Here is a 22,267-nt window from a genome sequence, read left to right as displayed (position 1 = left end):
CTTTACTGATGTTTTTTTCCGCGTCGTTTCACCGCTTCGTATTGTGCCGCGCTACGCTACACCTCACACTCGGGTCTTCCCAAAGGAGCCAGCATGACTCTCGAACGTCGGCACAATGTCCTGGTGGAGGGCGAAGGGCCTGTAACCTTTGTTTTTTCCCATGGCTTTGGCTGCGACCAGAGCATGTGGCGCCAGCTGGCGCCTTCATTTACGGGCCGCTGCCGCGTGGTGACCTACGACCTGATGGGTGCGGGCGGCTCAGACCTTTGCGCCTACGACCCGGCACGCTACAGCACCCTGGGCGGCTACGCCGCAGACCTTAACGCACTGATCGCCCAGTACGGGCGTGGCCCGGTCGTCACGGTAGGGCATTCGGTCAGCGCCATGATCGGTGTATTGGCAGACCGTGCAGCCCCTGGCCAGATCGCCGGGCACGTCATGGTCGGTCCCTCACCCTGTTACCTCAATGAGGGCGACTACCAGGGGGGCTTCGACATGGCTGACATTGAAGCATTGTTCGAGACCCTTGATAGCAACTACCTGGGTTGGTCCCGCAGCATGGCCCCGGTGATCATGGGTGCGCCCGGCCAACCGGCCCTGAGCGAAGAGCTGACCGATGCCTTTTGTCGCACCGACCCTGACATTGCCAAGCAGTTTGCCCGCGTGACGTTCCTGTCCGACAACCGCGCTGACGTACAAGGGTTGGCAACACCTACGTTGATCTTGCAATCAGCCGAAGACATTATCGCCCCGCCGCCGGTGGGGGACTACCTGCACCGCGTAATGCCTAACAGTACGTTGTGCCTGATCGACAATGTGGGCCATTGCCCTCACCTGAGTGCTGCACCGGCCTGTGCACAGGCCATGGATACCTTCCTGCGCGCAAGGTCTCTCCTGTAAATGGCCGTGCTCGCTGAACACATCACCGAAGACGTGCTGTTCGAGTCCGCCGCGTGTGGGTTGATACTCACCCGTGACAACGGTGAAGTGGTACGTGCCAATAAGACCTTCTGCACTTGGTTGGGTTATGACGAACCGGCGCTGCTCGGCCGCCGCTTCCAAGACCTGCTGACGGTGGGTGGCAAAATGTTTCACCAGACCCACTGGCTACCCCTGATGCGCATGCAAGGCTCGGCCCGTGAGGTGAAGCTGGAAATGCTGACACGCCATGGAAGCCGAGTGGTGGTGCTGCTCAACGGCGTGCGCCGCGAGACCGAAGGTGAGTACTTCCACCACTTGGCCCTGTTCGAACTGGCTGACCGCGACCGGTACGAGCGTGAAATACTTCACGCCCGTAAACTGGCCGAAGACGCCTTGCAGGCCAGAACGGCGGTGGAAGCGGCCCTGCGCGATGCACAAAGCGAGCTGCAGGCAGCCTATGAGCGGGCTCAGGACCGCGCCGAATTCGCCGAGCAGATGGTCGCCATCGCCAGCCATGACCTGAAGACCCCGCTCAGCGCCATTCTTATGGCCGGCGACTTGCTGAGGCGCTCGCCAGGGCAGGCGCGGCGGCATGCGCTGGCACAGCTCATTACCCAAGCAGCGGGGCGAGCAGACCGGCTGATCCGGGATTTTCTAGACTTTACCCTCATCCGTGTAGGCAAAGGCATTCGCCTGACCGTTGAAAGCAACGACCTGCACCAAGTGGTGGCCGGTTCCCTGGACGAGCTGCGGGTGGCCTTCCCTGGTGCCCGGTTTGAACACGTTACCCACGGCAACGCTACCAGCCTGTTCGACAGTGACCGCATACGGCAGCTGGTCGGTAACCTGGTGGCCAACAGCGTGGCCTACGGGATACCTGAAGGCCTTATCACGGTGCGTACGGCTGTTACGAACACTGACCTGCGCCTCTCGGTCCACAACTGGGGCGCCCCCATCCCCGAAGCCCTGCACGGGTCCCTGTTCGAGGCCATGTCCCGTGGCATCAAGGGTGGCGATGCACGCAGCGTAGGGCTGGGCTTGTTCATCGTGCGCGAAATCGTCAGGGCTCACGAGGGCGACATCCAGATGGCGTCTACCCTTGACGCAGGCACAACGTTTCTGGCCCGCTGGCCAGCGAAGCGAGACGCTTGAGCCGGTGGCCCTGCCACTGGCTATGGCCTGGTCCTTTTGCAAGGAATCCCTGCTATGAAATGTGTGATAGCCCCTGACGCCTTCAAAGACAGCCTGGGCGCCGCTGAGGTGGCGCAAGCCATTGCGGACGGCATACGGGATGTGTTTCCTACGGCCCAGTGTGTACTGTGCCCCATGGCCGATGGCGGGGAAGGCACATTGTCAGCCGTGCTGGCAGCGGCAGGCGGCGAGCCTCGGCAATGCGAAGTGACAGGGCCCCTGGGGCAACCCTTGATGGCCACTTGGGGTTGGCTGGCCGCTACCCACACTGCTCTTATCGAACTGGCCGAGGCCAGCGGCTTGCAGCAAGTGCCCCGGCAGCAGCGGGACGCCTGCGCCAGCACCACGCGCGGCACGGGCGAGCTCATCAAGCGGGCGCTGGACGACGGCGCTACCCACGTGGTGTTAACGGTGGGCGGCAGTGCAACCAATGATGGGGGCCGTGGCCTGCTGGAAGCCTTGGGCGCCCGGTTCCTGGATGCTCAGGGCAACCCTTTGCCACACGGGGGGCTGGCCTTACAGAATTTGGCACAGATTGACCTGAGCGGTTGGGACAAGCGCCTGGCAGGGGTAAGGTTCGAGGTCGCCGCAGATGTAGACAACCCCCTGTGCGGCCCCCACGGTGCAACCTACACCTTCGGTGCGCAAAAGGGGGCAAGCCCGGCTCAGCAAGCGGCCCTGGAACACGCCCTGAGCCACTATGCCGACCTCACGGCGGCCACCCTGGGGTCAGACCTGCGTCATACACCCGGTGCAGGCGCCGCCGGAGGCACTGGCTTCGCCGCCATGGCGTACCTGGGTGCAAGCATTCGGCCCGGTGTAGAGGTAGTGGCCGCGCTCACACGCCTGGCCGAGCACCTCCAGGGTGCTCACCTGGTGATCACGGGCGAAGGCTGCTTCGATGCGCAAACCCTCAGAGGCAAGACACCATTTGGCGTGGCGCGGCTGGCCTCGACATACGGCGTTCCGGTGCTGGTGCTGGCAGGCACCCTGGGCAAGGGGTATACCGACCTGTATGAACAGGGCATCACGGCGGCGTTTTCCCTGGTGTCTGGCCCGATGACCCTGGAAGACGCTTGCCGGGATACCCCCAGGCTGTTACGTGAGCGGGCCGGGGACATGGCCCGGCTGTTGAGGCTTGGCACGGCCATGGCCTCGCACGGCAGTGTTGGCCAAGCCTAGGCCGATGATCGGCCTGGGGCGCTGCCAGTGTTGCGTGCGGGCTTCTCGCCCTTTACCCTAGCGCGCACTCGCCTGCGGTGCTAGCCGATGGCCATCACCTAGCCCGCAACCCGCCAATGATGCCTAACCTGTGAACCCCCGCCAGATGACGCCGCGTGCTCGCTTTATCGAGGGGCCCATCCGTACCCATATGGTGCGCATGTGCACTACCACGGCCTTGAGCCTGATGGCCCTGTTCGCCGTGGACATACTCACGCTGGCTTACGTGGCGCAGCTGCACAACCCGGTGGCGCTGGCCGCAGTGGGCATCGGCAAAACCCTGATCTTTATCAACAGCAGCCTGGTCTCCGGCCTCGTGGTGGCCTGTGGTGCGCTCATGTCAGCTCGGGTTGGCCGTCACAGGGCCGCCAGCCATGCCCGGCTGGCCACACATATGCTGATCATGACGGCAGTATTGTCGACCGGCATCGCCGTGATCGAGCTTGCAGTGGCTCGGCCCGCAGCGCTCTGGCTTGGGACCGACCCGACCGTGTTGCAGGCCGGGCGGCTGTTTATCGGGTTGGCTGTACCCGCCACGGTCTTCAATAGCGTGATGCAACTGTGTGCGCAGCTGTTACGGGCACACGGCCATAGCCGCCTGGGCATGGGCGTGGTGCTGACGGGCGCGTTGGTCCTGGCCATTGCCGACCCTGTGCTGATCTTCGGGTTCGGCCTGGGGCTGGACGGCGCGGCCATGACCTACGGGCTGGCGGCCGTTGTGGCCTGTGCGGCAGGGCTTTACGGTGTGGCCACGCGGATTGGGCTGTCATTCAGCGTCCGGCCCAGGTTGTTGATGCTCCATACCCGCCGTGTAGTAAGCCTAGGGCTGCCTGCCATGCTGGGTAACCTGGCGACCCCGCTGTCGATCATTTACCTGCTGATGACCTTGGCGACATTCGGTGCACCGGCGCTGGCCGCCATGGCGGTGATCGATCGCTTGCTGCAGTTCAGCTACTGCCTGTATTTCGCGCTCCCCAATGCCCTGTCCCCCGTGCTGGCCCAAAACCTGGCAGCGGGCAAAGACGAAAGAGCCGCACTGGCCATCGCCTTTACACGTCGGCTGGTGATCCTCTATGGTTCGGCCGTCTGGGCGGGGCTGGCCGTGGCAGCACCGCTGCTCAATCACCTGTTCGACCTGCCCCTGGGCGCACAGCAGTTGCTAAACGCCTTCTGCCGTGCGGGTGCAGGGTTATGGATTGGCGTTGGCCTGGATTTCATCGCGCTGTCAATGTTCCTCACCATGGGGCGACCGTGGTGGGTGGCGGCCTTTGCATGGCTCAGGGGCACCCTGGGAACGCTGCCGTTTGTGTACCTGGGCAGCCAGTACTACGGCAGCAGGGGGGGCTTGTTGGGTATGTGGGTGGGCAATGCATTGGCCGCCACCCTTGCCATTGCCACAGCCCACTTCATGGCCAAGGCCTTTTTTGCGCGTCGCGCTTTATCCGCTTCAAGCCCCTGATGGAGTCATATGGCAACGAAGGACCTTAACAGCGCAACCGAGCCCACCGCGGCACCTAAGCGACGCCGAGCGCCCAAGGGAGAAATGCGCCGGGCTGCCTTGCTGGATGCCGCCACCCAGGTGTTTGCCCGGGACGGCTACCTGGCGGCGTCCATGCGGGATGTGGCCGAAATCGCCGGCATCACCACCGTGGGCCTGCTGCATCATTTTCCCAACAAGACCGCCCTGCTGCAGGCCTTTTTGGAGCGGCGGTCCAAGCGGGTGGTGGAGCGCCTGGCCGACATGGTCAACGAGCCAACGTTGGACGGTTATCTGCGTTTTCTACGCATGGCCATGGCCATGAGTGTCGAAGATGAGCAGGAATGTCGCGCCTCGGTCATGCTCAATACCGAAAGCCTGCCGCAGGGGCATCCCGCCTGGCAGTGGTACAGAGACAGTTTCAAGGCAACGCACCAGCATGCCCAGGCACACTTGGCGTCTTTGGTCGCGCAAGGGGAGATTCGCGAAGGCGTAGAGGTAAAAGCCCTGGTGCAGGAAATCTTTTCCGTAATGGATGGCTTGCAGATCCAATGGCTCAAGGGGCCGAAAGAGGTGAAGGTAATGGCCGTGTTCGACCATTACCTTCAGCGGTTGGAGCGTGACCTGCGCCCTGTGAGCGGTTGAACAGCGTTGGCAGGGTCAGGCCAGTAGGCAACGCGCGCGCCTGTGGGCGTTCGCGAAGCGGACGAACCGGACGGCCGCTACTCCGTGGCAACCTGTTCCCGGCCTCCGCCTTCGGCTACGACCGGCCCCGCAGCAGGTAGCGCAGTGCACGCCCTTGTGCAGCACTATCAGTAGGTCTGTGAAGCACTCACCTGCACGGCTTTGCGCAGTGGCACCGGCAGGGGGTTACTGTCCCGCGTGGTCAGTTGCTCGGGGTACAGGGTAACCAAGGTACGTACCAGCGCCAGGTTCTCGGAGTCCGTACCCACGCGGATCTTGAACTTGCCGGCATCCACGTTCCAGCTGTCGGTGCTGTCCACGTAATACGCCAAGGACCGTGAGTCCACCGGGATGCTGACCGTCTTGCTCTCGCCCGGCTGCAGGTACACCTTGGTAAAGCCCTTCAGCTCTTTCTCAGGGCGATCAACAGAAGGGTCCACCGGCTGCACATACAACTGGGCCGTTTCAAAGCCCGCCTTGTCGCCGCTGTTAGTGATAGTGAACTTCACGTCGATGGTGGCGCCAGGCGTCAACACGTTGGTAGACAGCTTCAGGTCGCTGTAGTCGAACGTGGTGTACGACAAGCCATAGCCGAACGGGTACAGCGGCTTGGCGTGCTTCTTGTCGTAACCCCGGTAGCCCAGGTACAACCCTTCGCTGTAGGTCATCTCCGTTTGCGCGTTATCGCCACGGTACAGGGTGGGGTCCGAATAGGAGGCGTAGCTGGGGTTGTCCTCGATCTTCTTGTCGATGGTCATTGGCAGCTTGCCCGACGGGTTCACCTTGCCGAACAGAATTTCCGCCAAGGCCTGCCCACCTTGCTGGCCAGGGTACCAGGCGTGCAATGAAGCACCGACCTTGTTCGCCCACGGCTGCATGTTCAGCGTGCCGCCACTGTGCAGTACAACCACCGTATTGGGGTTGGCCTTGGTGGCGTAGGTGATGAGGTCCGACTGGTACTCGGGCAGGTCAAAACCGTGGTCGATGGATTCACCTTCGTATTCGGCCGTGTTACCGACCGCGATCACTACAGCGTCATAGCCTGCCAAGTCCGCCGGCGGGCGCAGCGACGCCCAGCTCATCTGCACGCCGGTCAGGCCACCGAGCACGGGCATGTAGTCGCCACGGGTGCGACGGTATTCCAGCTTGACCGTGTACTCCTTGCCTGCAGTGAGCTTCGAGGTCTTGCCTGAGTGGGCTACGGTGTCCAGCAGGTCCCACGACAGGGGCACACCATCGCTTTCCGAGACCAGCTCATCGTTCACCCACAACTTGTATGGGCCGTCTGCGCGCACCTTGAAGACCTGCTCGCCACTGACGGTGGGTTTGATCTTGGAGGTGAAACGGGCGGAGAACGCCCCCGCAGTAGGGCTGAAGCCGGACACGGCGGTGGTGCCTGCGTTGGTCACGTTGGTGCTAGTCGCCCAGTCCAGGTTGATGCCCGGCTCTACGCGGGTCAGCACCGGGTCACCGGCCAGCTCGGTATTGCCGAAGTATTCGGCTTTCACACCGCTGTTGCTGATGCCATTCTTGCCCGTTGCTGGCTGGTACCACACCGATGCCTTGGGGTTGAGGCTCATCTGCGACAGGTAGGTCACGTTCGAGCTACTGGAGGCCAATTGCTGTAAGCCACTGAGCTCAGTGACGTAGGTGTTGGGCGGCGAACTGGGCGTGCCAAAGGGCGACGCCGGTGCTTGCAGGGCCAGGTCCCCAATAACGGCAATTTTCGCAGTGCGTGCCAGCGGCAGCAGAGGTTTGGCGCCGTCTGTCTTTTCGTTGCGCAGCAGCACGATGGCTTCGCGGGCCACGTTCAGCGAGGCCTGCTGCCCGTATTCGGTGTGCGTCAGGGTTTGCGCGGCGTTCAGCTTGGTATCGAAGCCGTAGCTGACCATGCCACGCAGGTTGCGCTTGACCTTGTCATCGATCACGTTCTGGGTCAGCTGGCCGCTCCACAGGTACGGCAACAGCTTGGCTTCGGTGAATTGCAGCCCCGAAGGCATATCAATGTCGGTGCCCGCCCACGCGCCCTTGAAGGCGTCCGTGATGGAGTTGAAGTCGCTGATCACGAAGCCCTGGAAGCCCCATTCACCTTTGAGCACATCCGTGATCAGGTGATGGTTCTCGCACGCGAAGTCACCATTGATCTTGTTATAGCCACACATGATGGACGCCACATTGGCGTTTTTGACCAGGGATTCGAAGCCGGGCATGTACAGTTCGCGCAACGTGCGTTCGTCCACCTTTACATCCAGGTAGTGACGGTTGGCTTCTTGCTCGTTGGCCAGGAAGTGCTTGCCGCCGGCCTGAATGCCTTGGGCCTGGATGCCGTTTGCGATAGCGGGAGCCAGTGCTGCGCCCAGGAAGGGGTCTTCGCCGCTCACATATTCGGCAGCACGGCCGCCGAAGGGGGTACGGAACAGGTTAAGGCCTGGGGACAGCATCTGCTGACCGCCCGCAATGCGCGTTTCATAACCGATGGCCAAGCCGAACTCCTTGGCTCGGTTGAGGCTCCAGGTTGCCGACAGCGCCGTCTGCGAGGGGTACTGCGCACCGAACGTAGCATTGTTCACATGCACACCCATGGACGAGTCGTAGGCTACGGTGCCGCCCATGCCCCATTTGGTCAGCTTGGGGATCATATGGCCGTCGTCGACACGGGTGAAGTTGATTTTCTCGGCCGTGCTCATATTGTCCAGCACCGCGCTGACGCGGGCTTCCACGTCGTTGCCAGTCTTGGGGGTCACAACGGTGGCCCCATGGGCCTGCGCTACGCTGAGCGCCAACAGGCTCAAACCCAGGGTCTGTTTGAAGGTGTGCAAAGGTAACGTCCTTTTAAGTGAGGCCGGGAGTGGCTGGGGCAGGGTGGTCATGGTTGTTGGGCCTGGGCAGGGGCATCGTCGGTGACGACTGGCGCGTCCAGCACGGTGGCAGGCCCGGCCTTGCTGGCGGGTGCAACCTTGCTGACACCAGACGCCTGGTCACGCTTTGCTTCCACGGCTTCGCGCACGGCCTGGCCTGAAGTGGCCGCTACATCAGTAGCAGCGCCCGCGGCCAGCACAGTAAGACTTTGCGCGCACAACAGTGCCACGCTTAAAACAGACAGCAAGGGTCTGGTCATCGATAAGTTCTCGATTGATAGAAGGCAAGTTTTAGAAAGTGGACAGAAGCGGCTGGCGTAAAGTTATAGCTGAGCCGATGCCTAAGTCCGATGATGCCGGGGAAAGTTCACGCCTTGCAAAATTTATTTAGCGGTGCTGGTGGGCATTCGAAAAAAAACACTTCAACCCTGCAGGCAGGGAGGCCAAAACCGAAGCTCGCCTGGCGCTTAAATAGCGATAATTCAGATTTAATTGGCGTAGAAAACGAGAAAAATGATTAAATCTGGTAGCTTTAATCATTTTTTATCTCTTAATTAGCATAATAAATCTTCGGTTAAACCTAGTTGCAATTAGGTTTTATGGTCTGTTATCCTCCCACAGCGCACTGCTCCAGCCTCTTTAAAACATAGGCCATAATGCTCTATTCACAATAAAACTAAATTTCTTTGACGCCATAAATAGTTTAAATAAACATGAGTTTTAACAGCCGTTTTGGAAACTTTTCCGGCACCTTATGTGCAACGAATTCACTAGAACATTGCTGTCTCGTACATCGGTCATTTCAATAGTAAGTCGTTAACGTATGGCTGCTCCAGAGCGGTGTGCCGGCTATACGCAGCGGCCACTGCGGGCAACTGGGGAGCACGTTTACCTCGGCCGTAAGCGCCAGGTTATGGCGGCCAAGGCGGCCATGATCCCGCAGGTAACCCAGAACACGGCCCGCATGCCGTAATGTCCCCCGACAAAACCGCCAGCCAGCGGCCCAAGAACTTGCCCTACGTACTGGCACGACGTGGAGTAGCCCAGTACTCGGCCTGCGACCTGGTCAGGCACGGCATGGCGAATAAGGCTGGCAATACAGGGCAGCAACCCGCCCAGTGCCAGGCCCATGGCAAAGCGTAATGCCACCAGTTGCCAGCCCTGGGTGACCAGCGCCTGGGGAATGAGCAGTAGTGCCGCAGCCGCAAGGCAGCCGCTGAGTACGGGCCAAGGGCCTATGCGGTCAGCCAGGCGCCCCAGCCATGAGGTGGACAGCAGGCTGCCCAATGCGCCGGCAGACATGGCCAGGCCCGCCATCCAGGTGACCTGGCTCACCTGCAGTTGCTGGAAATACACCGTGATGATGGGCTCGATCGACAGGGTGGCGAACATCAGCGCCGCTGCCGTGGCCAGCAGCGTGACCACCTGCTGGTTGAGCACCACCGGTGGCGTGGGGGCCTGCCTGGCGGCGGCGCGCTGCGCGGGTGATTCCTTGAGCAGAAACGCCGTGGCCAGAAAGACCACAAAAATGGCAGCACCGCAGAAGAAAAAGGTGTTGCGAATGCCGATCAGCGGGGGCAGGGCGCCGCCCAGCAACGGGCCGGCCAGGTTACCCGCCATGATGCCGGACGACAGCACGCCGAGTGCCCAGCCGGATCGTGCCTTGGGCGCCTGGGTGGCTACAAGGATGGTAGACCCGGACGCGTATCCACCGAGTACACCTGCCAACAGGCGTAGCAGGACCAGTTGCCAGGCGGTCTGCGCCAGGCCGATCAACGCCATGGCCACAGCCATGCCGAGGCTGGCTCGGATCAGCATCAGTTTGCGCCCGTAACGGTCGCCCAAGCGGCCCCAGAGCGGGGCGGTGAAGGCAGCAGAAAAGAAGGTGGCTGCGTAGGCGGCGCCCGACCATTGGACGATGGCGCCAGGGTCTTGAATGCCCAGATGCTCTACGTACAGGGGTAGAAAAGGCAGCAGCAGGGTCATGGCCACAAGGGTGGTAAATGAGCCGAATACGCACACCCACAGGTTGCGTTGCCAGTAGGGGTCCATAGGCCATCACCCGTCGAGAGGAATTGAGCTACGGTAACCCTCGGCTAAGAATAAATAAAATTCATCTCTAGCATGAGCGGCATTCCAAACAGGAATGCGCTAGGAGGCGCTTAGGTTGAAGCCGGGTAAGCCGGGCCTCTACGCACCCGGATAGGGCCATGAAAAGGGCCGTCTGGCAGGCAGGTGGCCTGCCCTTGGGTAATGACGACCACCTGCTGATGCGCCAGGGCAACGGCAACCGCCCTCACGGGTTCCATCAAGGCCCGCCAGGCGCCTTCTTCGGTGGCTAGCGAGCGGGCCACCTCCGAAGGGCACACTGACGAGGCCGGGCTGCGCGCGGCGAGCATGGCCAGCATGCGCGCTTCGATCAGCCCGGCCATGCTCACTGAGCGCTGAATTTGAACAGGGTGGTCTGAGTGTAGGTGTGCTTGGGGTCCAGGCGTGTGCTGGGGAAGTTTGGCTGGTTGGGTGCATCGGGGTAGTGCTGGGTTTCCAGCGTGAAGGCTCCCCAATGAGGGTAGGTTTTACCGCCTTTGCCGGTGAAGCCCTTGAGGAAGTTGCCGGTATACAACTGAACACCTGGTTCGGTGGTGTACAGCTGCAGGCGACGGCCTGAACCAGGGTCCATCACGTCCGCGGCAAGCTTGCCCAGGTCGCCAGCGCTGTCCAGTACCCAGTTGAAGTCGAAGCCCCCTTGTTTGGGTTCGGCGAACTTCAACTGCTCATGGTCGTCGCGGATATGCTTGCCAAAGGCTACAGGCCTGGTGAAGTCCAGCGGCGTACCCGCTACAGGTGCCAGCTCACCGGTGGGGATCAACGTGCTGTCGATGGGGGTGTATTTAGCCGCATACAACGTGGCGACCTGGTTGAGGATATCCCCTTCGCCCGCACCCGCCAGGTTGAAATAGCTATGGTTGGTGAGGTTGAGCACGGTGCTGCGGTCTGTGGTGGCCTTGTAGCGAATGCGCAGTACGTTGTCCTCATTGAGGCTGTACTCCACCTCCACGTTCAGGTTACCGGGGAAGCCCATTTCGCCGTCAGCGGAGTGGTAGCTCAGGGTGACACCTACCCAGCCTTTCTCATCAGTCTCCCGTGCCTTCCATACGTGCTTGTCAAAACCTTTAGGGCCCCCATGCAGCGCATTAGGGCCGTCGTTCACTGGCACCTGATACTGCTTGCCATCCAGGCTGAACTGCCCCTTGGCCAAGCGGTTGCCGAAGCGGCCGATGGTCGCGCCGAAGTACACGTCCCCGTGTTCCTGGTAGCCCTTCACGTCATCGAAGCCAAGTACCACATCGGCTAGCTTGCCGGCCTTGTCCGGCACAAGCAGGGATTGCAGCGTGGCCCCGTAGGTCAGGATGCTGGCCTGCATGCCGTGGCCATTGCGCAATACAAAGCGTTCTACCGAAGTACCGTCTTCCAAGGTGGCGAAGTTGGCGTGTTCACGGGTGAGGCCAGCGGCCTGTGCGGAACTGGCCGCCAGCCCAAAGGCCATGGCCAGGCCAAGGGCTTGGCCGGTGCGCGCGAGAAGGGGTGTCATGGGGCATCTCCATACGATTGTTGTTATTGATGAGACAGGGGTCGCAGGTGCGACCTCCTTGAATATAGTCATACCAATTTCAACGGCAAGTGAATGTTCAGCAAGATTAAAGGGGGTTGAAGTGCAAATAGTAATATTATTTAATGCTGAAAAGTGACCAGCCTGCCCTGGTGGGCACGACTGACAATAACAACAATTACACACCGGAGGCGCCATGCAATGGCAGCCTGTATCGCCTGATCGTTTTTTACTGGCCGAAGGCCCCTTCTGGGATGCACCTGCCCAGGCGCTCTATTTCGTGGACATCGCCGGCCAGCTGGCCTGTCGCCTGGATGCCAGTGGCCTGCGCCGCTGGGCCCTGCACGCGCCGGTGTCAGCATTCATCCCCACCACTGCCGGTGATGCGCTGGTGACACTGCCTAGCGGCGTCCACCGGCTGGACCTGGCCTCTTCCACAGACCAGCCTGCACTGCAGTTGTTCAGCAAAGTGGACCCTGTGAGCGGCAACCGCCCGAATGAAGCCCGCTGTGACCGTACAGGTCGCCTATGGCTGGGCACCATGCAAAACAACCTGGGGCCAGCGGCAGAAGACATCCCGGTGACCCACGACAGCGGTAGCCTGTTCCGAGTGGACGCCAGTGGCGGGGTTACCACAGTGCTGGAGCGCCTGGGCATCCCCAATACGCTGGAATGGAGCGCAGATGGGCGCTTTCTTTACCACGCCGACAGTAAGGCAGGGCAACTCTACCGGTATCACCTTACCCCTGATGGCGCGCTAGGCGAACGCGAGCCTTGGGCAGCGGACGGCCCCGGCACCCCAGACGGCTCGGCCCTGGACAGCGAAGGCTACCTATGGAATGCACGCTGGGGCGGTGGCTGCTTGTTGCGGTTTGACCCGGATGGCCGTATCGACAGGCGAGTGGAGTTGCCCGCCAGCCATCCCACCAGTTGTGTCTTCGGCGGGCCTGACCTGCGTACGCTGTATGTCACGTCTGCAATGCCAGCTCAGGGCCGTGCGCCCATGGATGGCGCCGTATTCAGCGCCGTTATGGACGTAGCGGGCACAGCCTGTACCCGATTCACGATGAACCCTCTACCCGGTAACCCAGCGCCGGTCGCTAAGTGACACTTCGTTACAACGCGCTCGGAGCAGTGTGCTTGACTGAACTTGCGGTACTCGGCCTTGCCGGTGCCGTTCGGCTTTTCTAACAAGAACAAGGAGTAAGCCATGCCCCTGATCAAAGGGTTTCGCGTCTTTTGTGGCGCTGTAGCAACCACCGCTGTATTAGGCTGGGCCGGGCAGGCGCTCGCCGCTGACCCGGTCAAGATTGGTTTCCTGGTCAAGCAGGCGGAGGAACCCTGGTTCCAGACTGAATGGGCCTTTGCCGAAAAGGCCGCCAAGGAAAAAGGCTTTACGCTGCTCAAGATTGCCGTACCTGACGGCGAAAAAACCCTGGCCGCCATCGACAGCCTAGCCGCCAACGGCGCCAAAGGCTTCGTCATCTGCGCACCCGACGTATCGCTGGGCCCTGCCATCGTGGCCAAGGCCAAAGCCAACGACCTCAAGCTGATGACCGTGGACGACCGTTTCGTGGATGCCAAAGGCAACTTCATGGAGGACGTCCCTTACCTGGGCATGGCCGCCTTTGAAGTGGGGCAGAAACAAGGCCAGGCCATGGCGGGTGAGGCCAAGCACCGTGGGTGGGACTGGAACGACACCTACGCGGTCATCAACACCTATAACGAACTGGACACCGGCAAGAAGCGCACCGATGGCTCGGTGGACGCCTTGAAAAAGGCTGGCCTGCCGGACGATCACATCATCTTTGCGCCGCAGAAAACCCTGGACGTGCCCGGCAGCATGGACGCGACCAACTCCGCACTGGTCAAGCTGCCATCAGCCGCCAAAAACCTCATCATCGGCGGCATGAACGACAACACCGTGCTGGGCGGCGTGCGCGCCACCGAGAGCGCCGGGTTCAAGGCCGCCAACGTAATCGGTATTGGCATCAATGGCACCGATGCCATTGGCGAGCTGAAAAAACCGGACAGCGGGTTCTTCGGTTCCATGCTGCCTAGCCCGCACATCGAAGGCGAGCGCACTGCGACCATGGTGTACGAGTGGGTGACTACTGGTAAGGAACCGCCAAAATACACCGCCATGGACGAAGTCACACTCATTACACGCGCCAACTTCAAGCAAGAGCTTGAGAAAATCGGCCTGTGGAATTGAACACGGCAACGAGGAGCGTTCCCATGTTGTCGACCCTTGCAAATGCGCGCCCCGCCGAAGCCCTGTCGTTCAGGGGTATTGGCAAACAGTTCCCTGGGGTGCGTGCCCTGGCTGATATCAACTTCACGGCATACCCCGGGCAGGTGCATGCCCTGATGGGCGAGAACGGCGCAGGCAAGTCGACCTTGCTGAAGATCCTCGGGGGGGCGTACACGCCCTCCGAGGGCGAGTTGTGCCTGGGCGAACGCAGCCTGAAGTTCCGCAATGCCGCCGACAGCCTGGCTAGCGGCATTGTGGTCATCCACCAGGAACTGCACCTGGTGCCGGAAATGACCGTCGCGGAAAACCTGTTGTTGGGCCATTTCCCCTCACGCCTGGGTATCGTGAACCGCCGGGCCATGCATACGCGTGCCAAGGAGCTGCTTCGTGGGTTGGGTGACGAGATTCACCCTCAGACCCGCTTGGGCGACCTGTCCCTGGGCCAGCGCCAACTGGTGGAAATCGCCAAGGCGTTGTCCCACGACGCCCGGGTGATTGCTTTCGACGAACCCACCAGCAGCCTGTCTGCTCGCGAGATTGACCGGTTGATGGACATCATCCAGCGGTTGCGGGACGAGGGCAGGGTGGTGCTGTACGTGTCTCACCGTATGGAAGAAATCTTCCGTATCTGCGACGCGGTGACCGTGTTCAAGGACGGCCGTTATGTGCAGACGTTCCAGGACATGGCGGTGCTGACGCATGACAAGCTGGTCACCTGTATGGTGGGCCGGGATATCCAGGACATCTACAACTACCGGGAGCGCCCCCACGGGGCCGTGGCCCTGGACGTGAATAAACTGATGGGGCCAGGCTTGAAAGCGCCGGCCAGCTTCACCGTGCGCCGCGGGGAAGTACTGGGCTTCTTTGGCCTGGTGGGTGCCGGGCGCACCGAGCTGCTGCGCTTGCTGTCTGGCCTTACACCGGCCACAAGCGGCACCGTGCAGCTCGATGACAAGCGCTTGAAGCTGGCTACGCCACGGGATGCCATTCAGGCGGGCATTCTGCTGTGCCCTGAAGACCGCAAAAAGGAAGGCATCGTGCCGCTGGCCAGCGTTGGCGAGAACATCAACATTGGCGCGCGCCCTCGTCATGCTCGCTGGGGTTGCCTGCTGCGGGGCCGCTGGGAGCGCGACAACGCCGTCAAGCAGATTCGTGCCCTGAACGTAAAAACCCCTTCGGCCGACCAGTTCATGCTCTACCTCTCAGGCGGCAACCAACAGAAAGCCATTCTGGGGCGCTGGCTATCCTTGCCCATGAAGGTGCTGCTGCTGGATGAACCCACGCGCGGCATTGATATCGGTGCGAAGTCAGAGATCTACCAGATCATCCATAACCTGGCGGCCGACGGTGTGGCCGTGATCGTAGTGTCCAGTGACCTGATGGAAGTGATCGGCATCTCCGACCGGGTGATTGCCATGTGCGAAGGCGTAATCACTGGCGAACTGCCCCGCACTCGGGCAAACGAATCCAGCCTGCTGCAACTGGCCCTGCCCGGCGCTCATCGGGCCATAGAACAACAAGAGGTGAACCATGGCTAGCGTACCCCAAACCCCTTTGATCTCCGCCCACCGTTTGAACATGCGTCGTTTTCTGGACGACTGGGTCATGCTGCTGGCGGCCATCGCCATCTTTGCGTGTTCCGCTATCTTTATCGACAACTTCCTGTCGCCTCTGAACATGCGCGGCCTGGGGCTGGCCATTTCCACCACCGGTATTGCCGCCTGTACCATGCTGTTCTGCCTGGCGTCTGGCCATTTCGACCTGTCAGTCGGCTCGGTGATCGCCTGTGCTGGGGTGATCGCGGCCATCGTGATGCGTGACACCGACAGCGTAGCGCTGGGGGTAGGCGCCGCGTTGGGCATGGGGCTGATCGTGGGCCTGATCAACGGCATCGTGATCGCCAAGCTGCGGATCAATGCGCTGATCACTACACTGGCCACGATGCAGATCGTGCGGGGCCTGGCCTACATTTTTTCCAACGGCAAAGCCGTGGGTGTGATGCAGGAAGACTTCTCGGTGTTTGGCAACGGCCAGTTGTATGGCGTACCCGTGCCGATCGTGATCACCTTGGTGTGCTTCCTGTTCTTCGGCTGGCTGCTGAACTACACCACCTATGGCCGTAACACCATGGCCATTGGGGGTAACCAGGAAGCAGCCCGCCTGGCGGGTGTCGCCGTAGACCGTAACAAGATCATCATCTTTGCAGTGCATGGCGTGGTGGGTGCGCTGGCCGGGGTAGTGCTGGCTTCGCGCATGACTTCTGGCCAGCCCATGATCGGCCAGGGTTTCGAGCTGACCGTGATTTCTGCCTGCGTGCTGGGCGGTGTTTCCCTGGCCGGGGGCATTGGCATGATGCGCCATGTGATCGCCGGGGTGCTGATTCTGGCGATCATTGAGAACGCCATGAACCTGAAAAACATCGACACCTTTTACCAGTACGTGATTCGTGGGACCATCCTGTTGCTGGCAGTCATTATCGACCGCTTGAAGCAGCGCTAAGACCGTTCAGGGCCGGGCTGCAGTAGCGCAGGTCGGCTTCCCCTCAGCGGGCCTCCAAGGCCCGCCTGATCACATCCCCCAATTGCACTTGCGAAAACGGCTTGGCCAGCCGCAACACGTCTGGCATTTGGCCGAGGGCCACGTCCGCATAACCAGAGATCAGCACCACCGGAAGCTGGGTGTAGCGGGCCTTGAGCTGTTCGGCCAACTGTGCGCCTGTCATATGGGGCATGGCATGGTCAGTGATCACCACGTCGAAGGATTGCGTTTCAAGCAGCGCCATGGCCTCCCTGGCCGAATGCGCCGGCTGCACCTGATGGCCCAGGTCTCTTAGCAGCTCCACGGTATTGGTCAACACCAGTTCGTCGTCATCCACTGCCAGCACGTGCAGCGCCAACGGCGCACTAGGCTCAGGCGCTAAGCTGAGTTCGACCGCAGCCTGAACCCCGCAGGGTGGGGCTGTTTCCGGCAGCCAGATTTCGGCGGTAGTGCCTTTACCTGCTTTACTGCGCATGCGCAGCGTGCCGCCGCACTGTTCGGCCAGCCCAAGGACCATACTCAAACCCAGGCCTGTGCCTTTGCCCACGCCCTTAGTGGTGAAGAAAGGTTCTGTGGCCCGCTTGAGCGTTTGTTCATCCATGCCCTCGCCGCTGTCTGCCACACACAGGCACCAATAGGCACCGGCCTTCAGGGCGCCCTGGCTGTCATTCAAGTAAGTAGGGTGGGCACTGATGACAATTCGCCCCTGGCCGCCCATGGCATCGCGGGCATTGACTGCCAGGTTGAGCAAGGCGGCCTCCAGCTGGTTGGCGTCGGTATGTACCCAGGCGGGCGAACAGCCAACTGCCAGGTCCAGTTCGATGGTGGCGCCCAAGGAGCGCTGCAACAGCTCACTCATGCCTGCAACCAGTTCACCCAACTCGACGGGTTCGGCACACAGCTCCTGACGCCGAGCGAATGCCAGCATCCGGGCGATCAGGTTGGCCCCTCGCTCGGCACCGGCCTTGGCGTTGTCCAATAGCCGCAACAGGGGCGGGTTGTCTGGCATGCGCCGGCGCAGCAGTTCTAGGCTGCCCAGCACGGCCATGAGCAGGTTGTTGAAATCGTGCGCAATGCCCCCGGTCAGGTTACCCAACGCTTCCATTTTCTGGGCTTGCTGGAGGGCCTGTTCCGTGCGGCGAGTATGCTCCTGGCTGATACGAAGCGCCTCGGTACGCTCCGCCACCCGAGCCTCCAGGTCACGACGGAAGCGCTCCTCGGCTTCACGTCGGCTTATTTCGGCACGCGCCCGTTCAATGTGCGCCCAGGAACGCTCGGCCACTTCGCTGAGCAATGATAACGCCTGGGAGGTCCACACCCGCGGCACGCGATCATTGATCGCCATCAACGCGGTCAGCCTGCGGTCTTTCACCAGCGGCATGCACAGGGTAGAGACCAGGCCCAGCTGACGGTAAATGGCGCCTTCGGCAGCATTCAACTGCGTGGTAGCGTCTTCCAGAATAAGAGGCAGCCCCGCACGCAGGTTATTAACGGCCAATGCGCCAAAACTGGACAAGCGATAGTGGCCAACGATGCTTTGTGCACCGGACGCAGCCCATTCGCCTCGGATGGTGAAACCGTCCTCGTCTGCATCCAGGTCGGCATAGGCACACACCGAGATCCCCAAGTGCTCGCCCAACAGGCGGGTGGTGATCGCCATGATCGCGTCGGCGTCAGTGGTGCGGGCCGTTTCCCTGCCCAGCGCATCCAGGAACTGCAGCCGGCTTTCATTGCTGCGCAAGGTGTCTTCAGCCTGCTTGCGGGCGCTGATGTCGGTGGCCGCACCGAACCACTCCAGTACGTCGCCACGCTCGTCACGCAGGGGCACGGCGCGTGAGTGCACCCACCCTTCGCTGCCATCCAGCCGGCGAACCTGGTGCTCCATATCGAAGCTGCAGGCGTGGGCTATGCAATAGTCGATAGCGGCCCGTACCCGTGGCAGGTCTTGGGGGGCCACATAGGTTTCCAGCCAGGCCCTGGTGGGTTCGGTGTTGTCCTGCAGCAAGCCTTGGCCATCCAGTTGCCACATTTCGCGCCAGTCTGGCGATACGCGGTAGGTAAGGTCTGCCGTGGCATTGACCAAGGCACGTAGCCGTTGCTCGCTGTGTTGGATGTGGCGGCGGCCAAGTACCCGCTGAGTCGTTTCCACCACAATGGCAATCACGCCGGCAGGCTGGCCGCTTTCGTCACAGACTGGGGAGTAGTCCAGGTCCATCCACACCTGTTCGGGCTGCCCGCTGCGGTGGAGGGTCAGTTCCTGGTCCTTGTAGGCCAGGGTGCCGCCGGCCAGCCCTACACGCATCACGTTGTCATTGAAGTCGGCCACTTCCGGCCAACCCTTGCGCACTTCCGAGCCCAGCAGGCGCGGGTGCCGCCCCCCTGCGAACACTGAATAAGCGTCGTTGTAGATCATGATGCCTTTGTCGCCCCACAGCAGCACGATGGGCACCGGAGACGCCAGCAGCATGGCCGTGACGGTCTTGAGGCTCTGCGGCCAATCGCAGGGGCGCCCAAGGCCGCTGGCGGTCCAGTCATAGCGACGTATCAACTCGCCCAACTCGCCGCCACCGCGCAGAAAAGGGGGGCTTGAGGAGCCGGGCTGCACGCTGGGTGGTGGGGTCATCGAAGCAAACATCCCTTGAAGGCCGGAAAAAAACACGCGGTGAACCACCCAGGCATGACCGCCGTGATGTCCATTTAATACATTCGTACTGCGCTTATTAGACATAGGAGCAACAGCCCTACACGCCGTTCCGTCGGAAGTCGCCTATGCTGTGCCAACTATAGAGCCTTATACGGGTCAAAGGGTTTCGCTGAAGCGACTCCGGCATGACCGAACGGTAGGCGTCCAGATCTCAGACAGGAGCAGTGCATGACCCAGGTTTTCGATATTCGCGACTACGGCGCCAAAGGCGACGGTAGCACCAACGACACCGTGGCGATCCAAAAAGCCATTGACGCTGCGGCTGCCGCAGGCGGCGGAAAGGTGTATGTACCCTCCGGCACCTGGCTTGTGTCTGACAGCGATGCCTCTGGTAACGCACTGGCTTTGAAGACCAACGTTAGCCTCACAGGCGACGGCGCAGGCCAGACGGTGTTGAAGCTTGCAGAGGGTGCCAGCGCCGACACAGCTTCGTTGCTGGGCGTGAATGCTGGCAGCAACGTGCGCGACGCCAGTGTCAGCAACCTGACGTTGGACGGCAGCCAGGCGGGCGGCAGCGGGACGATCAGCGGCTGGTCACAGGCCGGTGCTGGCAGCGTCACTAACCTGGTGGTGGACACAGTGACGGCCAAAGGCTTTAGTGGCAGTGGGTTCGACCTCACAGACCCGGCCGTGAACCTGACCGTACGCAACAGCACTGCCACGGGTAATGCGCTGGACGGCTTTACCCTGGGTGGTAACCTGCCTGCCCTTACATTCCAGGACAACCGCGGCGTGGATAACGGCCGTAACGGGATTGATGCCACCGTAGGCAGCGAAGCCTTGTCACTGGCCGATAACGATGCCTCAGGCAACGGTGCCGACGGTATCTACCTTCACAATGAGAATGGCGCCGATACCGGCTTTGCCAGCATCATCGGTGGTGATGTACACGACAACGCAGGCGACGGCGTGCGCGTGCGGGGCGTGGAGTTCGGGGGTGTCTACCGCCTGGACATTCACGAAAACGGTGGGTCCGGCGTGAACCTTCAGGGCACCACCCACGTGGAAGTGTCCGACAACGTGATACACAGCAACGCCCAGACGTCAGATGTGGCTGAAGTGGCCATACGCGCGCAGGGTGCCGACAACGGCAGCCAGAACTTCGTGTATGACAACCTGATCACTGGCAGCGCAGGCTCTACCTGGGGCGTTGCGGAAATCCCGGCCGACGGTTCGGGCGTGGATGGCAGCGTGGTGTTTGGCAACGTTATCAATGGCACCCAGAACGGCGATATCAACGCGCCGGGCAGCAACAGCCAGGTGTACAGCAACAGTGACGTGCTGATCCTGCGGGGCAGTGCTTCGGCAGACAACCTGGTAGGCAGCCGCTCGGATGAACTGATCAGCGGTGGCGCCGGCAATGACCGTATCGACGGCGGCGCGGGTAATGATGTGATCGTGGGCGGTGCTGGCGTGGACCAGCTGACCGGTGGCCTGGGCAGTGACGTGTTCCGCTTCAACGCTGTGAGCGACAGCTACCGCACGGCCACTACCTCTTATAGCGACCGCGTGACCGACTTCAACGATGCCACTGACCGCCTCGACCTGACCGCGTTGGGCCTTACGGGCATTGGCAACGGGCATAACGGCACCGTCAAAGCCACGTACAACGCCAGCACTGACACCACCTACCTGACCAGCTTCGATGCGGCCGCCGATGGCAACCGCTTCCAGTTGGCCCTCAGTGGCAATCATGTGAATACCCTGGGGACTAGCAACTTCTTCTCGCTTACCACAGGCACCTCCCATAACGACACGCTGGTCGGCACTAGCGCTGACGATACCTTGGTGGGCGGAGCGGGGCGTGACACCCTCAATGGCGATGGCGGTGCCGATCGCCTGTACGGTGGTACGGGCGGCGATACCCTGATCGGCGGCACAGGGGCTGACACCTTCGTGTACACCAGTGAAGCCGACAGCTACCGTAACGACGCCAGCGGCAGCTATGCCCAGCGTGACCTGATCGTGGACTTCAACAGCAATGCCCACGACCGCATCGACCTCACCGCATTGGGTTTCACGGGCCTTGGCAACGGCCATGACGGCACCTTGAAGGTGGTCTTGAACCTGGCGGGCGACTACACCGCGCTCAAGTCGCTGGATGCTGATGCCAACGGCAACCGGTTCGAGATCCTGCTCAAGGGCAACCACCTGTACGATCTCACCGCCACTAATGTGCTGTTTGCCAACCCGGACCCTGACCGCACGGATTCCTCCCAGCCACTGACCCACCTTGATGTCAAGGGCACTGCGGATGCAGACACGCTGTATGGCGATTGGGGCAATGATTCCCTGATGGGCTTGGGCGGCAATGACACCCTGGCAGGCAGCGTGGGCGATGACCTGTTGGTAGGGGGGGCGGGCAGTGACCGGCTCACAGGCGGCGCGGGCTCGGATACCTTCCGCTACGACGCTGTCAGTGACAGCTATGTTGGGGCTGCCGATCTGATCACGGACTTCACCACGGGCCGTGACCAGATCGACGTTTCAGCATTAGGCTTCACAGGGTTGGGGAATGGCGCCAACGACACACTCAAGGTGACCTACAACAGTGACGCCGACCGGACCTACATTCGTAGCAACCAGGCAGACAGTGAGGGCCACAAGTTCCAGGTCACGCTGCAAGGCGACTACAGCCACACCTTGAGCAACGACGCATTCGTGTTCGCCCCTGAGCCTTCGGCACAGGTGGAGCTGGTAGGCGCTGCGCACCCTGAGCATACCGCTTAAGCAGTACCTGGCGGCGTAAAAAGCCGGCCCAGGGAGGCGTTACTGCTTCCCTGGGCCGGCTTTTTTTGTGGGCCGTGCC

The 22,267-nt window shown here is 61.4% G+C and carries 16 protein-coding genes; 10 read left to right on the top strand and 6 right to left on the bottom strand.

Features of this window, described 5'->3' with window-relative positions; all coding sequences use genetic code 11:
• The first annotated feature begins 93 nt into the window (after positions 1-93).
• The 5 genes from HBH25_RS03100 (at position 94) to HBH25_RS03080 (ending at position 5,455) form a co-directional block, all read left to right on the top strand.
• Positions 94-900 carry an alpha/beta fold hydrolase gene (locus HBH25_RS03100; protein WP_168081351.1) on the top strand — a complete coding sequence of 269 codons (807 nt, stop codon included), beginning with the start codon at positions 94-96 and terminating at the stop codon, positions 898-900.
• Entirely contained in the window at positions 901-2,073 is a 1,173-nt protein-coding gene (locus tag HBH25_RS03095; RefSeq protein ID WP_168081349.1) for a PAS domain-containing sensor histidine kinase, read from the top strand.
• Between the two features lie 54 nt (positions 2,074-2,127).
• Positions 2,128-3,294 carry a glycerate kinase family protein gene (locus tag HBH25_RS03090; RefSeq protein WP_168081347.1) on the top strand — a complete coding sequence of 389 codons (1,167 nt, stop codon included), beginning with the start codon at positions 2,128-2,130 and terminating at the stop codon, positions 3,292-3,294.
• 130 nt (positions 3,295-3,424) lie between these two features.
• Positions 3,425-4,792 (top strand): MATE family efflux transporter, encoded by a 1,368-nt coding sequence (locus tag HBH25_RS03085; RefSeq protein WP_168081345.1) that lies wholly within the window; start codon positions 3,425-3,427, stop codon positions 4,790-4,792.
• A 9-nt stretch (positions 4,793-4,801) separates the two neighbouring features.
• The gene (locus HBH25_RS03080; protein ID WP_229631782.1) at positions 4,802-5,455 is read left to right on the top strand and encodes a TetR/AcrR family transcriptional regulator; all 654 of its coding nucleotides are present in this window, start codon (positions 4,802-4,804) and stop codon (positions 5,453-5,455) included.
• Positions 5,456-5,622: 167 nt separating this feature from the next.
• On the opposite strand, the gene HBH25_RS03075 is transcribed toward HBH25_RS03080, so the two are convergent.
• The 5 genes from HBH25_RS03075 to HBH25_RS03055 form a co-directional block, all read right to left on the bottom strand.
• The gene (locus HBH25_RS03075; protein ID WP_168081343.1) at positions 5,623-8,364 is read right to left on the bottom strand and encodes a beta-glucosidase; all 2,742 of its coding nucleotides are present in this window, start codon (positions 8,362-8,364) and stop codon (positions 5,623-5,625) included.
• The gene (locus HBH25_RS03070) at positions 8,361-8,600 is read right to left on the bottom strand and encodes a hypothetical protein (RefSeq protein WP_168081482.1); all 240 of its coding nucleotides are present in this window, start codon (positions 8,598-8,600) and stop codon (positions 8,361-8,363) included. Before HBH25_RS03070 ends, HBH25_RS03075 begins: the two co-directional genes overlap by 4 nt.
• A 640-nt stretch (positions 8,601-9,240) precedes the next feature.
• Positions 9,241-10,404: an MFS transporter gene (locus HBH25_RS03065; RefSeq protein WP_168081341.1), complete on the bottom strand. Its 1,164-nt coding sequence runs from the start codon at positions 10,402-10,404 to the stop codon at positions 9,241-9,243.
• A 110-nt stretch (positions 10,405-10,514) separates the two neighbouring features.
• A complete protein-coding gene (locus HBH25_RS03060; protein ID WP_168081339.1) occupies positions 10,515-10,784 on the bottom strand; it encodes a DUF3253 domain-containing protein in 270 nt (89 codons plus the stop codon).
• A 2-nt stretch (positions 10,785-10,786) separates the two neighbouring features.
• Positions 10,787-11,899 (bottom strand): aldose epimerase family protein, encoded by a 1,113-nt coding sequence (locus HBH25_RS03055; protein WP_229631811.1) that lies wholly within the window; start codon positions 11,897-11,899, stop codon positions 10,787-10,789.
• Between the two features lie 259 nt (positions 11,900-12,158).
• Here HBH25_RS03055 and HBH25_RS03050 point away from each other — a divergent pair, with 259 nt between their 5' ends.
• The 4 genes from HBH25_RS03050 (at position 12,159) to araH (ending at position 16,715) form a co-directional block, all read left to right on the top strand.
• Positions 12,159-13,070 carry an SMP-30/gluconolactonase/LRE family protein gene (locus HBH25_RS03050; RefSeq protein ID WP_168081335.1) on the top strand — a complete coding sequence of 304 codons (912 nt, stop codon included), beginning with the start codon at positions 12,159-12,161 and terminating at the stop codon, positions 13,068-13,070.
• Positions 13,071-13,172: 102 nt separating this feature from the next.
• Positions 13,173-14,177 (top strand): substrate-binding domain-containing protein, encoded by a 1,005-nt coding sequence (locus HBH25_RS03045; RefSeq protein WP_168081333.1) that lies wholly within the window; start codon positions 13,173-13,175, stop codon positions 14,175-14,177.
• Positions 14,178-14,200: 23 nt separating this feature from the next.
• Positions 14,201-15,754 carry an L-arabinose ABC transporter ATP-binding protein AraG gene (gene araG / locus HBH25_RS03040; RefSeq protein ID WP_168081331.1) on the top strand — a complete coding sequence of 518 codons (1,554 nt, stop codon included), beginning with the start codon at positions 14,201-14,203 and terminating at the stop codon, positions 15,752-15,754.
• Entirely contained in the window at positions 15,747-16,715 is a 969-nt protein-coding gene (gene araH / locus HBH25_RS03035; protein WP_168081329.1) for an L-arabinose ABC transporter permease AraH, read from the top strand. The genes araG and araH overlap by 8 nt, the downstream gene beginning before the upstream one ends.
• Before the next feature lie 43 nt (positions 16,716-16,758).
• Here araH and HBH25_RS03030 read toward each other — a convergent pair whose 3' ends face one another.
• On the bottom strand, positions 16,759-19,377 hold the full coding sequence (locus HBH25_RS03030) for an ATP-binding protein (protein ID WP_168081327.1): 2,619 nt from the start codon (positions 19,375-19,377) through the stop codon (positions 16,759-16,761).
• A gap of 249 nt (positions 19,378-19,626) precedes the next feature.
• Here HBH25_RS03030 and HBH25_RS23490 point away from each other — a divergent pair, with 249 nt between their 5' ends.
• Positions 19,627-22,188, top strand: coding sequence for a M10 family metallopeptidase C-terminal domain-containing protein (locus HBH25_RS23490; RefSeq protein ID WP_168081325.1), 2,562 nt, complete (start codon positions 19,627-19,629; stop codon positions 22,186-22,188).
• Positions 22,189-22,267: the final 79 nt, after the last annotated feature.

Origin of the sequence: Pseudomonas quercus (genome assembly GCF_012033695.1) — a bacterium.
Classification (GTDB): domain Bacteria; phylum Pseudomonadota; class Gammaproteobacteria; order Pseudomonadales; family Pseudomonadaceae; genus Aquipseudomonas; species Aquipseudomonas quercus.
This window is presented reverse-complemented; position numbering and strand designations above follow the sequence as displayed.